Source organism: bacterium (genome assembly GCA_035307765.1).
Taxonomy (GTDB): domain Bacteria; phylum Sysuimicrobiota; class Sysuimicrobiia; order Sysuimicrobiales; family Segetimicrobiaceae; genus Segetimicrobium.
In genome coordinates this window covers 374,761-387,443 of the sequence record DATGHU010000034.1, presented here as the reverse complement: position 1 = coordinate 387,443, position 12,683 = coordinate 374,761, and the positions used below count along the sequence as shown (strand labels likewise).

Here is a 12,683-nt window from a genome sequence, read left to right as displayed (position 1 = left end):
GGACGGCACGACCGTCCGCTGCGCCGGGGACCGTCCTTGCGATCCGGGGTCCCCCGTGAACTCAGCTCGGGGGGCGGCGGAATCTTCGTTGGGGGGCTCGCCATGGGACTGGAGAAAGGAAGCGTCGCGATCGTGACGGGGGGCGGTACCGGTATCGGCAGGGCCGTGTGCCACGCCCTCGCCCGCGCCGGAGCCCGCGCCGTAATTGTGAACTATTCGCGCTCCCGGGATGATGCCGATAAGACCGCTCGCGAACTCGCCCAGGCCGGCAGCGAAGGCGTGGCGGTCCAGGCCAATGTCGCGCGGGAGGATGAGGTCAAGGCGCTGGTCGCTCGCACGGTCGATCGCTTTGGCCGCCTCGACGTGCTGGTGAATAACGCGGGCACGACCCGCTATTTGGACTTCCCGAACCTCGATGCGGTCACCGACGAGGTCTGGGACGCGATTCTCGGCGTGAACCTTTTGGGGGCGTTCTACTGCTCACGGGCTGCGGCGCCCGCCCTGCGGGCGGCGCGGGGGGCGATTGTGAACGTCGCCTCTATCTCCGGACACCGGGGGGCGGGCTCCTCGCTGCCCTACGGTGTGTCGAAGGCGGCGCTGATCCAGCTGACCCGCGGGCTGGCCATCGCGCTGGCCCCGGAGGTGCGCGTCAACTCGGTCTCACCGGGACAGGTGGTGACGCGCTGGGCGCGGATGGCGAGGGGCGAGGCGTTCGCGCAGGCCATCGAGGCGGAGTCCGCCGCACAAACGCCGCTCGGCGCCTGTGCCAACCCGGAGCACGTCGCCCAGGCGGTGATGGGCTTGATCCTAAGCGAGTTCGTCACGGGACAAGACCTGGTGGTCGACGGGGGCCGCAACGCCACGTACTGAACGCCCCGCCGCGCGCGCCGTTTAAGCAGTGGCGGGTCGGGCGAGCGGACGCGGATTCATCGGACGCGGTGGGGGGCGCTGGACACTCCGCGGGTTCTCGCCGCTGGTTCGGGGATTCGCGCGGTCGCCGCGAGGGCCCAGGCCATGACGGCGGCCAGGGCCACCCATCCCACGACGTACGCGTCCCCGCCGTCTGTCCGCTGCCGCATCCCAGCCCGGCGATCGCGAGCAGCAGCGCGAGCGGCCAATATCCGTTAGCCCGGGTGGTCACGGCCGTCATCGCGGCAGTGAAGAGCGCGCCCGCGCCGAGGACGCCCGCACCGCCCCACCGATCGGTCAGGAGACCGATCGGGATGAACAGCAGCAGCGCGCCGAGATCGAAGGCGCCCAACAGCACACCGACCCGTGCCAGCGAGAGGTGGAACGCGTCTCGCCAGTACGGCGCCAGGATCGGGAGGCCGAAGCGAATGGACGTCAGTCCGGCCTGCTGCAGCGTCGTCAGCGTGAGCACGCGCAGGCTGGACGGCTCACGCGGGGTCACCCCAGCGGGGGATGCTATCGCGCTCCGATCTCCGGTCACGGCGTCGATTCGTTCCCAATTCAGTATACGGTGAAGGTCGGCGGCAGCACCAGGCGGGGGTGGGAGGAGACTCCGCGTGGTCCATGAAATCCTGCGGGCAGGATGGATCAGGGGGGGATCGCGATGAGGCCTCGAGATGGAGCCGGTGCAGGCAGCACGAGCGTCCGGCGCTGCGCCGGGCGGAGATGAGCGTCAACACCGCCTACCACGACTGGCAGTTTACCCTAAGCGCCACCCGTCCGGTCATCCGGGGTCGGTCCCTCGTGGTTTCGTGCGGGCACTACCTGGCGAGCCTGGCGGGCATGCGCATGCACCTGCTCGGCGGCAACGCGGTCGATGCCGGGGTGGCGATGGTGTTCGCGCAGTCGGTCCTGGAATTCCAAAGCTTCGGGTTCGGGGGGGAAGCTCCCATCCTGATGTATACCGCGCGCGACCGTCGGGTCGTCGCGATCAACGGCAACATGCGGGCCCCGGCCGCGGCGACGATCGAGTGGTTCCGCGGGCGGGGCATCACGTTGATCCCGGGTGACGGGTTCCTCCCGGCCGGGGTCTGCGCCGTCCCCGATGCGCTGATCACCGCGCTCCACCGGTACGGCACCCTGACCTTGGAACAGGTGCTGGCACCCGCGATCGAGCTGGCCGCCGGCGGGTTCCCGATGTACGAGGGGATGCTCCGCTCCATCGAACAGTGCGCCGGGAGATTTCGGGCGGAGTGGCCGACTTCGGCGGCCCTGTTCCTGCCGGGGGGGAAGCCCCCGGGGGTGGGGGACACTTGGCGGAACCCGGATCTCGCCCGGACGTTCGAGCGCCTCGTCGAGGCCGAGCGGGGCGCCACGTCGCGCGGCCGGAGCGCGGCCCTTGCGGCCGCGCGAGATTGTTTCTATCGTGGACCGATCGGGCGTGAGATCGTGGCCTTTCAGCGCGACACGTCGGTGCGGGACGCCAACGGCGTGGTCTCCTCCGGGCTGTTGACCGAGGAGGACTTCGCGACCTTCGACACCAGAATCGAGAGCCCGGTTCGGGTGCGCTATCGCGGATGCGATGTCCACAAGTGCGGGCCGTGGTCCCAGGGGCCCGTCTTTCTGCAGCAGCTCACCCTGCTCGACGGCATCGACCTGCGCCGGCTCGGCCACAACTCCGCGGATTACATCCACACCCTGACCGAGGTGGCCAAGCTGGCGCTGGCCGACCGCGAGCGGTACTACGGCGATCCCGAGTTCGTCGATGTCCCGTTACGGGGTTTGCTCTCCACGCCGTACGCGGACGCACGGCGCGCGCTCATCGATCCGCACACCGCGTCACCGGAGCTGCGCCCGGGTGATCCGTACCCCTTTCAGGGAAGCGAGAGGGAAGCGGACGCCTCGCCCGTCCGGGGGCGTGCCTGGCAGGGGGGGACCACCGGCACCCGAGCTGTGGATGCGGAGGGGAACATGTTCTCCGCCACGCCAAGCGGCGGGTGGTTTCGCAGTTCGCCGATCATCCCCGGGCTGGGGTTTTGCCTGGGGACCCGGGGGCAGATGTTTTGGCTCAACGACCCCGACCACCCGGCGGCGCTGCGGCCGCGGAAGCGTCCTCGGACGACGCTCTCCCCATCGCTGGTGATGAAGGAGGGGCGGCCCTATCTGGTCTTCGGCACCCCGGGCGGCGATCAGCAGGATCAATGGAGCCTGCAGTTCTTCCTGAACGTCGTGGACTTCGGGATGGACCTGCAGGATGCGATCGACGCCCCCAGCTTTCACACCGGGCACGCGCCGAGCTCGTTTTACCCGAGGGAGGCGCGGCCGCGGGAGGTGGTCCTCGAGGGTCGTGTCTCCGCCGCGGTGGTCGAGGAGCTCCGGCGGCGCGGTCATCTCGTCAAGGTCGTGGACCCCTGGAGCCTCAACTACACCACCGCGGTGGCATACGATCCGGACCGGAAGGTGATCGAGGGCGCGGCGAGTTCGCGCGGCGAGCGCAATTATGCGCTCGGATGGTAGGCGAGGACGAATGGCCGCGCTGCGGGTGGGGCTGATCGGCTGCGGCAGTATCGCCCAGACGGCGCACCTGCCGGCGATGTACACCTTGAGCGACCGGGTGCGCCTGGTCGCGGCGGCCGACCTGAACGAAGCGGCGGCACGAGCGGCCGCGGCGCCGTGGTCGGCCGCGGTCTACACCGACGGGCACGAGCTCGTCCGGCGCCGCGATCTCGACGTGGTGATGATCGCGACGCCGGAGGCCTCACACCGCCAGTGGACGGAGGTCGCCGCCGCGGCGGGGAAGCACGTGCTGTGCGAAAAGCCGATGGCGCCCTCGCTCGCCGACGCCGACGCGATGATCGCGGCGTGCCGCGCCGCGGGGGTGCACCTGATGATCGGGCACAGCCGCCGGTTCACCCGGCGCTACATGGAGATCCGCGGAGCCATCGATCGGGGAGCGGTCGGAACCGTCCGGCTGATCCGGGAGAACGAGCGTCGGTCTCGTCCGCCGCTGGGAGTGTCCCGCGGGTACTACACGGCCGAGCATTGGACGGGTGACCCCTCGATGTCCGTGGGGGCGGCGTTGACCAACGGGATCCACGAGGCGGATCTGCTCCGCTGGTTCGCCGGCTCGGAACCCGTGTGGGTGGCCGCGGAGCATAAGGTGACGGTGGAGGGAAACCGGGGGGTGCCGGATTTCATCACGTACACGGTCCGCTTTGCGAGCGGGGCCATCGGTTCCACGGAAATCAGCAACTGCCTGCCCCCCGGGTACCCGGCGTTCCACCAGTGCGAAATCTACGGCACGCACGGCGCCGTCCGCGCCAGGGACCATGATCTTGTCAGCCTGACGCGCTACCGCGATGAAGGCGCCGACCATCCGGAAAGCGGCCGGGTTCTCCTGCACAACCTGACGGCGTACGCGCGCGAGTGGACGGGCTTTGTGGACGCGGTGCAACAGGACCGTCCCGTGCCGATGCCGCCCGAGGAAGCGCGCGCCGCCCTGCGGCTGGCGCTCGCCGCGGCGGAGTCGGCCCACACAGGCCACGTCGTGCGGCTCACGCCGCAGCCCGGGGCGGACGCCGCGGGGGGCCGGGCATGAACGCGCCGATCCCGCTGGGGGTCATCGGCGCCGACCGCCACGCCCGTGCGGTCGCCGGGCACGACGCCCCGCTCTCCGGGGCGCGGATCGCCCGTTGGTCCCCAAGCCCATGCGGTCAAGATCGCGATGGCGCGAACACCTTGGCCGATGGGGTGGGGGCCGAGTGGTCCCCGGACTGGCAGACGCTGGCCCGCGATCCGTCACTCCCGGCGGTGCTCGTCCTGAGCAGCGATCCCGAAAAAGGGAGGGCCGTGGAAGCGGCGCTTGCGGCGGGGAAGGTCGTGCTCTGCCCCGTCCCCGCCGCGACCCGGGCGGACGACCTCGACCGCCTGGCCGCCGCCGAGGGGCGGGGCCACGCGGCGCTCATTTCAGGGGGGGCCCTGCGCCACACCCATGCCGGCCGGACCGCGCTGCGGCTGGTCGCCGACGGCGCGTTGGGGACGCTACACTCCGCCTACGCGGCCGTTCGCCTTCCACGCGACGATCGCGCGCACCCGCGGCGCGCGGTGCTGGAGGAGGCGGCGTGGGAGGTCTTCGACGTGCTCCTGACCGCGACACCCGCCCGGGTGCGGCGCGTTCACGCCTGGTCCGGTGCGCTCTTCGAAGCCGGGGTCGACGATACCGCGGTCAGCATCATTCGGTTCGAAGATGACCTGATCGCCACGATCGAGCTCTCGCGGTGCCTGCCCGCGTCCGTGCCCTCACTTGCTGTGGGGGAGGTCGAGCTTGAGATCATCGGGTCGCGGCAGGCTGTACGCCTCGAGCCCTACGCGGCGGCCCTCGGCCTTCTCACGAGCGATGCCGCGCTCCTCCCTTGGGTGGACGATCCCGTGCTGTTCATGATCCAGGAGGTCGTGGACGCGGTGGCCAGCGGGGGGGGTCGCACCGGAGCCGTGCCCCATTTGCGTCGAGTTGCCGCGCTGATGGACACCGTGCGAGCCGCAGGCAGGTCCGCGGGAGGATAGGGAGGATCGTTTCCCGGTCAAGCCACGCGCGGGGGCGACGCCCCACGCGATCCCGAATGTGCCGATGATTTGACACTCCCGGGAAGTGGTGCACCATACAACGGAGGCGCGGTTCCAATCAGCGCGATCCTCCTACCGGCTGCGGGTGCCGCGCGAAGGTGTCGTTCGCCCAGACGAGGAAGCGCCCCGCCGCTAAAGGGTCGAGCGCGTCCATCTGCGCGAGGGTCCTTTCGGGATCGGCCTGCCACCGCTCCACGGCATCACCGAGTTCCACCGTATAGAATACCTTGGCGGTCGTGCCCTCCAGGCTGGCCGTGATCGTCTTGAGGTTGTTCACCGAGGCGCGCAGGTCGAACCGGTTGGGATATTCATCGAGCCAGAATCCCGCCCACGCCTGCGGATACGATTGGTAGACAAGGACGTCGAGGCCGGCGCCGGCCAGGTCCCGATAGTCGACGCCGTGTTCCCGCGCCTCGGTATAGGGAAACCCCATCTGATCGTACGCCAGCAGCGTCCCGCCGGTGCGGTGAACCGTGCCGGCGATGGTGGCGTAGAGTCGGGTCCACTGCGGGATGGTGGGGGCTTTGTCCCGGTACAGGTCGGGATCCCATATGCTGCCGAATCCGCACAGGCCGTCCCCCAGCATCAGCCCGTCGAATCCGAACGCCGTGTGCAACCGTTCGTATTGCCGGGCGATATACTCCGCATACTCGATCCCTTCACGATGGAGCCGCACGAAGGGATAGAGGTGGCTGCTCAACGGCGGCCGCCGCAACTCCGGATGCTCCCGCAGCCATCGGGGCTTTCGGTGCAGCCACCACCCCCCGTAGCTCCAAAATCCAATCGCCACCTTCAATCCTTGCGCGTTAAGCCCGGCGACCAACTCCTTGAGGTCCTGCTGGGTTGACCACGCGCGGAGTGGGCCGTGGCGGTTGAGGCGGGTTACCGCCCCGGGAGCATAGTCCTGGAAGGACAGGTAGAACTCGGGGTCACGATCCTCCATGATCACGACCCCTTCTACGCCGCCGAGATTCGGGAGCGGGCGTGAGAACGCCCCCAGATCCGTGCACGCCCAGGTGCGGCCGCGCACCACCTGCGAAGCGGAGAACCCTGCGGGGAGGCGGCGTCGGGATGCTCTGCGCAGCAGGGCCCTGACGAGATGAAAGGGGGGTTTCGCGATTCGCACTGTGGCTCTTTCTTGCCGCAGTTCCCCGCGATCTCCTCTTCCTCTCCTCCCGCCGAGTCGTGCCCGAAGCAGGAACGCGCCGGCCGTGGTCCTAACTCTGAATGACATCGGACGCGGGCAGAGGGGGGAGCGATGGGGCCGCAGGCGGCGGGCGGTGGGGATGGGCGGTTCGATTCGATTGTGGTCGGCGGGGAGGTGCTCGATCCCGCGGCCGGTATCGAGGGCCGATACGATGTCGGGATCGCCGGGGGGCGGGTCGCCGCCATCGAGCGGACGCTTGATCGGGCGCGGGGGGTGCGGGTCGTCGACGCTGGGGGACAGATCGTGACACCGGGGTTGGTCGATCTGCACACCCACGTCTACTGGGGCGGGACATATTGGGGGATCGAGGCCGATCCGGTGGCCGCCCGCAGCGGGGTCACGACCTGGATCGACGTGGGGAGCGCGGGGGCCTACAGTTTCCCCGGGTTTCGCCGGTACATCATCGAACCCAGCCGCGCCCGGATTCGCGCCTTCCTGAACCTCTCATCGATCGGCTTGATCGCCCCCACGTGGGAGTTTGCCAACCTGGACTATTGCGATGTCGATCTGGCGGTGAAGATCGTTGACGCCAACCGCGACCTGATCCTCGGCGTCAAGGCCCGGATCGATCACCGCACCACACGGGGGACCGGCATCCGCGCCCTTCAGCGCGCCCGCGACCTGGCCGACCGCGTTGAGCTCCCGCTGATGGTCCACATCAGCAGCGGCCCCCCGACGATTGCGGAGATCGTAGAGTTGCTGCGTCCGGGGGATATCCTCACCCACTGCTTCACCGGCGGCACCCACAGGATCGTCGCGCCGGACGGCAACCTCCGCACCGACGTCAAGGTGCTGCACGATCGCGGGCTCATCCTCGACATCGGGCACGGTGCGGGTTCGTTCAGCTACGAGGTGACCGAGCGCCTGATCGACCAGGGGGTCCTTCCCGACGTCATCAGCAGCGATATTCACCAATTAAGCGTCCAGGGGCCCATGTTCGATCTGCCGACGACCCTCTCGAAGTTCCTCAACCTCGGGATGAGCCTGCACGATGTGATCGAGCGGGCGACCTCGCGCCCGGCGGCGGCGGTGCGGCGGCCGGAACTCGGCACGCTCCGGCCGGGCAGCCAGGCAGATCTTGCCCTGTTCCGGCTTGAGGAGGGGGAGTACGTGTTCTACGACGTGGCCATGCAGCGGCGCACGGGGACGCGCCGTCTCGTGAACACACTCACGCTGATGGCCGGTGAGCCGCTTCCGCGCGCCGTCGAGCGTCCCCCCCACGTGTGGGCGGTGCTGCCCGATCACCAGCGGCCCATCCTGCAGCGGTGAGGAGACCGCGGTGGGGGGGGAGGGTCTCCCCGGCCGGCCACCCCACGCCACGAGGGGTGACCCATCGGACGGTGGCCCGGTGGGGACAGGACGGATGCGGGCCGCGCGAGAAGAGCCGCTCGGGCCGGGAGGCGGAGGAGGCGGAGGAAGATGAAAGCAGCGGCGGCGGTGGCGGAGATCCTGAAGCGCGAGGGCGTTGAGTTTTTGATCGGGTATCCTGTCAATCCCATCATCGAGGCCGCGGCCGCGGCGGACATCCGGACGATCATCGTCCGGCAGGAGCGGACCGGGCTCCATATGGCCGATGCGGTGAGTCGGACCTCCTCGGGAAGGCGGATTGGGGTCTTCGCCATGCAGCACGGGCCGGGCGCGGAGAATTCGTTCGGCGGCGTCGCTCAAGCGTACGGGGACTCGGTGCCCATCGTGGTGCTGCCGGCGGGCTACCCGCGCCGCCTCACGAACATCCCCCCGAATTTTAACGCGGCCCTGAACTACCGCCACGTCACGAAGTGGGCGGAGCAGGTCGTGCTCCCGGGCGAGGTGCCGGCCGCGATGCGCCGCGCCTTCACCCAGGTAAGGAACGGGCGGCCCCGGCCCGCGCTCGTGGAGATTCCGTCGGACGTGCTGACCGAGGAGGTCCCCGAGCCCCTGGTTTACCGCCCCGCGCTCGCTTCCCGGACCGCCCCCGACCCCAAGGCGGTCGAACGGGTCGCGGACGTGCTGGTGGGGGCGCGCCGCCCGGTGCTCTACGCCGGGCAAGGGGTCCACTACGCCCGCGCCTGGGGGTCATTGCGGGAGCTCGCCGAGTGGCTCGGCGTTCCCGTGACCACGAGCCTGGAGGGGAAGAGCGCGTTCCCGGAGACCCACCCGCTCTCGCTCGGTTCGGGCGGCCGTTCCATCCCCAAACCCGTCCACCTGTTCCTGGAGTCCAGCGACGTCATCCTCGGCATCGGGTGTAGCTTCGCCACCACCAACTACGGGGTGGCCATGCCGTCCGGCAAGGTGATCATTCACGCCACGCTCGATCCGGCCGACATCAACAAGGACATTCCGGTCGACCACATCCTGTTGGGGGACGCCGGGTTGACGCTCGAGGCGCTGCTGGCGGCGGTGAAGGATCGGGTGCGCGCGGCGCGGCGGGAGGAGGCCGCGCACACGGCAAAGGAGATTGCCGGCGTGCGCGCGGACTGGCTGGAGCAGTGGATGCCCAAGCTGACGTCGGAGGCGACGCCGTTGTCGCCGTACCGAGTGATCTGGGATTTGTTGCACACGGTTGACGTGGCGAACACCATCATCACGCACGATGCCGGAAGCCCGCGCGACCAGCTCTCACCGTTCTGGCAGGCTACGACCCCGCTCTCGTATATCGGCTGGGGCAAGACGACTCAGCTCGGGTACGGGCTTGGGCTGGCCATGGGGGCCAAGCTCGAATCGCCCGAGAAGCTCTGCCTCAACGTGTGGGGTGACGCGGCCATCGGGTTCACCGGTATGGATTTCGAGACCGCGGTGCGCGAGCGCATCCCGATCCTGTCGGTGTTGCTCAACAATTCTTCTATGGCGATCGAGCTGCCGGTGATGAAAGTGGCCACCCAGAAATACCGCAGCACCGACATCTCCGGGAACTACGCCGCGCTGGCGCAGGCGTTGGGGGGGTACGGGGAGCGGGTGACCGAGCCGGGCGCGATCATCCCGGCGATTAAGCGCGCGGTGGGCAAGACTCGGCAGGGCACGCCCGCGCTGCTCGAGTTCATCACGGCTAAGGAGATCGAGTTCTCGATCTTCAAATAGCCCCGCGTCGGATCAGCGGTCTTCCACCTGACGACGCCCCCGACGGGAGGGGGGCGGTGCGCTGTAGAACTGTGACGCGGACAGGCTCCGGAGGGAGGGTTCCCATGAGCCGCATCACCCCGCCAAATGCGTCTACGCTGCCCGCCGACATGCGCGAGCTCCTGGTGCAAGAGACCGCTCGCTACGGCACACCGCTCCACACGACACAGGTGTGGACCCGACGTCCCGCCCTGCAGCGCGCGTATCGCGAGTGGAGCCAGGCGATGCGTGATGCCCCCCTCATCCCTCCTGCGCTGCGGTATCTCGTGTACGTGCGGGTCGCCACCATCAACGGGTGTCCGTTCTGAGTGGATATCAACACCGCCTCGGGCGAGGCGGCCGGAATAGCTGAAGAAAAGTTCGCGCACCTCGGCGACTACGCCACCAGCCCGGTGTTTTCGGCGCTCGAACGGCTGGTGCTCCAGTACGCCGACGGGATGACCGTCAGCGGTCACGATGTCTCGGACGAACTGTTCGCTACCCTGCGGACGCACTTCTCCGAAGAGGAGATGGTGGAGCTCACCGCGCACGTGGCGTTCGAGAACTTCCGCAGCAGGTTCAATCACGCCCTGCGCATCGAAGCCCAGGGATTCTGCCAAATCCGCAAGGTCCGGTCCTCTCCATAGGCCGGGCGCACCTTCATCCGGCGCGGGCGTCGATCGTCGGGACCGCGCGCGGTTCCACGGGGGAACCACGCAGGGGACCCGCGCGAACGCCCCGAAGCGGGAGGCCATGACACCGACGACGTCCAGCGATCCCCTGATTTTCGACGGGCATAACGACACGATCCTCAGCCTGGTCAAGACCGGGCGGTCGTTCTTCGACCGCACGGGCGAGGGGCACATCGATCTGCCCCGCGCCCGCAGCGGCGGGCTGGGAGGCGGGTTCTTCGCCGTGTACATCTATGACCCCATCGCCGTGGAGATGAGCAAGGGCGACCGCGCGGCTCCCGACGCGGCGATGAAGCTGTACGCCGACGAGAGCACGTGGCCCGAGCCGATGCCGCTCGACTACGCCCAGTCGCAGGCGCTGCACCTCTTGGGACGGCTGCTGCGGATCGCGCAGGCCTCGAACGGGCAGGTCAAGATCGTGCACACCGCGTCCGAACTTCAGGAGTGCCTCCGGGGCGGCGTCTTCGCCATGCTCTTGCACTTCGAGGGGGCCGAACCCCTTGACCCCGACGGGTACGCGCTCGAGGCGTTCCACGCCGCAGGGCTGCGTTCGGTCGGGCTGACGCACAGCCGGCGCAATCGGTATGCGCAGGGGGTCCCGTTCAAATTCCCGAGTTCGCCGGACATCGGTGCGGGGCTGACCGATCGCGGCAAAGAGCTGGTCCGCCAACTGGTCCGTCGCAAGGTGATGATCGATCTCTCGCACATCACCGAGCGAGGTTTCTGGGACGTTGCCGCCCTCTCCACCGCGCCCTTGGTGGCGACGCATTCGAACGCCCACGTGCTCTCCGCGTCGCCGCGGAACTTGACGGACAAGCAGCTGGACGCGGTCCGGGAGAGCCGAGGAATCGTCGGCCTCAACTATCACGTCGGGTTTCTGCGCGGGGACGGGGGGCGGGATCCCCACGTCCCCCTCTCCCGCATGGTCGATCACGTCCAGCACATGGTGGAGCGGATGGGGATCGACCACGTCGGCCTGGGCTCGGATTTCGACGGGGCGACGATGCCCGCGGAACTGAAGGATGCCGCCGGGCTGCCCAAGCTCCTCCAGGCGCTGCGCGATCGCGGGTATGCGGGGGAGGATCTCCGGAAGCTCGCCCACGGCAACTGGGTCCGGGTCCTGCGGGAGACCTGGGGCGAGTAGGTTCCCTTCCGGGAGAGGCGGCATGCTGAGGGTCGCGATCCTCGACGACTACCAAGGCGTCGCCGCGACCCTGGCGGACTGGGACGCGCTCGGCCCGGACACCGAGGTCCACGTCTACCGCGACCACCTGAAGGACGCGGGTCGCGTCGGCGAGCGTCTCGCACCGATTCACGCCGTGGTCGCCATGCGCGAGCGCACCCCTTTTCCTGGGCCGTTGCTGCAGCGGTTGCCCGAGCTTCGCCTGTTAGTCACGACGGGGATGGCCAACGCCTCAATCGACGTGGACAGCGCCACACGGTTGGGGATCGTGGTCTGCGGGACGGGCGGCCTCAAGTACCCGACCGCGGAGCTCACCTGGGGGTTGATCCTGTCTCTGGCGCGTCACATTCCCCACGAGGACCGGGCGACGCGGGGCGGCCACTGGCAAACGACGCTCGGCACCGGGCTGCAGGGGAAGGTGCTCGGGGTCATCGGGCTCGGGACGCTCGGCTCGCAAGTGGCGACGATCGGGCGCGCGTTTGGCATGACGGTGATCGCGTGGAGCCAGAATCTGACCGGCGAGCGCGCGGCGCAGTTCGGGGCGACCCTGGTGTCGAAGGATGAACTCCTCTCCCGCGCGGACGTCGTCACGATCCACCTGAAGCTGAGCGCCCGGACGACCGGCGTGCTGGGGCGGCGGGAGTTCGGCCTGATGAAGCCGAGTGCGCTGCTGGTCAACACCTCGCGCGGGCCCATCATCGACGAGACGGCCATGATCGAGGCGCTCGAGCAGCGGACGCTGGCCGGGGCCGGCCTGGATGTGTTCGATGACGAGCCGCTGCCCCTCGACCATCCGTTTCGACGGCTGGAGCGCGTGGTGATCACCCCCCACCTCGGGTACGTGACGGTTGAGGGCTACGAGGTCTTCTACCGGGACGCCGCGGACGACATTCGGGCCTTCCTGGCGGGGACCCCGGTCCGGGTGCTCAACCCCGCCGTCCTCTCCTCCTCACACCTCCGGCGCCGTCCCCAATAGGGGCTCCGGGCTTCGCCG

General features: G+C 69.1%; 12 protein-coding genes. 10 read left to right on the top strand and 2 right to left on the bottom strand.

Annotated elements, in window-relative coordinates:
* The first annotated feature begins 102 nt into the window (after positions 1–102).
* Positions 103–870 carry an SDR family oxidoreductase gene (locus tag VKV57_12710; GenBank protein HLW60770.1) on the top strand — a complete coding sequence of 256 codons (768 nt, stop codon included), beginning with the start codon at positions 103–105 and terminating at the stop codon, positions 868–870.
* Here the strand turns inward: VKV57_12710 and VKV57_12705 are convergent.
* Entirely contained in the window at positions 821–1,450 is a 630-nt protein-coding gene (locus VKV57_12705) for an MFS transporter (GenBank protein HLW60769.1), read from the bottom strand. The genes VKV57_12710 and VKV57_12705 overlap by 50 nt on opposite strands.
* Before the next feature lie 185 nt (positions 1,451–1,635).
* On the opposite strand from VKV57_12705, the gene VKV57_12700 reads away from it, so the two are divergent.
* Genes VKV57_12700 through VKV57_12690 form a run of 3 tightly spaced genes read left to right on the top strand, consistent with a single transcriptional unit; the run spans position 1,636 to position 5,472 of the window.
* Positions 1,636–3,426 (top strand): gamma-glutamyltransferase family protein, encoded by a 1,791-nt coding sequence (locus tag VKV57_12700; protein ID HLW60768.1) that lies wholly within the window; start codon positions 1,636–1,638, stop codon positions 3,424–3,426.
* 10 nt (positions 3,427–3,436) lie between these two features.
* Entirely contained in the window at positions 3,437–4,507 is a 1,071-nt protein-coding gene (locus VKV57_12695) for a Gfo/Idh/MocA family oxidoreductase (protein ID HLW60767.1), read from the top strand.
* Positions 4,504–5,472 carry a Gfo/Idh/MocA family oxidoreductase gene (locus VKV57_12690; protein ID HLW60766.1) on the top strand — a complete coding sequence of 323 codons (969 nt, stop codon included), beginning with the start codon at positions 4,504–4,506 and terminating at the stop codon, positions 5,470–5,472. Before VKV57_12695 ends, VKV57_12690 begins: the two co-directional genes overlap by 4 nt.
* A 118-nt stretch (positions 5,473–5,590) precedes the next feature.
* On the opposite strand, the gene VKV57_12685 is transcribed toward VKV57_12690, so the two are convergent.
* Positions 5,591–6,658: a hypothetical protein gene (locus VKV57_12685; protein HLW60765.1), complete on the bottom strand. Its 1,068-nt coding sequence runs from the start codon at positions 6,656–6,658 to the stop codon at positions 5,591–5,593.
* A gap of 132 nt (positions 6,659–6,790) precedes the next feature.
* Between VKV57_12685 and VKV57_12680 the strand changes: the two genes are divergently transcribed.
* From VKV57_12680 to VKV57_12655, 6 genes are all read left to right on the top strand, one after another.
* Positions 6,791–8,008 carry an amidohydrolase/deacetylase family metallohydrolase gene (locus VKV57_12680; protein HLW60764.1) on the top strand — a complete coding sequence of 406 codons (1,218 nt, stop codon included), beginning with the start codon at positions 6,791–6,793 and terminating at the stop codon, positions 8,006–8,008.
* Between the two features lie 63 nt (positions 8,009–8,071).
* Positions 8,072–9,796 (top strand): thiamine pyrophosphate-requiring protein, encoded by a 1,725-nt coding sequence (locus VKV57_12675; GenBank protein HLW60763.1) that lies wholly within the window; start codon positions 8,072–8,074, stop codon positions 9,794–9,796.
* A gap of 104 nt (positions 9,797–9,900) precedes the next feature.
* Positions 9,901–10,143, top strand: a complete 243-nt coding sequence (locus VKV57_12670) for a carboxymuconolactone decarboxylase family protein (GenBank protein HLW60762.1) — start codon at positions 9,901–9,903, stop codon at positions 10,141–10,143.
* On the top strand, positions 10,144–10,461 hold the full coding sequence (locus VKV57_12665) for a hypothetical protein (GenBank protein ID HLW60761.1): 318 nt from the start codon (positions 10,144–10,146) through the stop codon (positions 10,459–10,461).
* Positions 10,462–10,567: 106 nt separating this feature from the next.
* Positions 10,568–11,650 (top strand): dipeptidase, encoded by a 1,083-nt coding sequence (locus tag VKV57_12660; GenBank protein HLW60760.1) that lies wholly within the window; start codon positions 10,568–10,570, stop codon positions 11,648–11,650.
* Between the two features lie 25 nt (positions 11,651–11,675).
* Complete coding sequence (locus VKV57_12655) at positions 11,676–12,665, top strand: D-2-hydroxyacid dehydrogenase family protein (GenBank protein HLW60759.1); 990 nt, start codon at positions 11,676–11,678, stop codon at positions 12,663–12,665.
* The last annotated feature ends 18 nt before the right edge of the window (positions 12,666–12,683 follow it).

Coding starts and splice junctions, on each gene's coding strand:
- VKV57_12710 (HLW60770.1), top strand. CDS start 103: ATGGGACTGGAGAAAGGAAGCGTCGCGATCGTGACGGGGGGCGGTACC.
- VKV57_12700 (HLW60768.1), top strand. CDS start 1,636: ATGAGCGTCAACACCGCCTACCACGACTGGCAGTTTACCCTAAGCGCC.
- VKV57_12695 (HLW60767.1), top strand. CDS start 3,437: ATGGCCGCGCTGCGGGTGGGGCTGATCGGCTGCGGCAGTATCGCCCAG.
- VKV57_12690 (HLW60766.1), top strand. CDS start 4,504: ATGAACGCGCCGATCCCGCTGGGGGTCATCGGCGCCGACCGCCACGCC.
- VKV57_12680 (HLW60764.1), top strand. CDS start 6,791: ATGGGGCCGCAGGCGGCGGGCGGTGGGGATGGGCGGTTCGATTCGATT.
- VKV57_12670 (HLW60762.1), top strand. CDS start 9,901: ATGAGCCGCATCACCCCGCCAAATGCGTCTACGCTGCCCGCCGACATG.
- VKV57_12660 (HLW60760.1), top strand. CDS start 10,568: ATGACACCGACGACGTCCAGCGATCCCCTGATTTTCGACGGGCATAAC.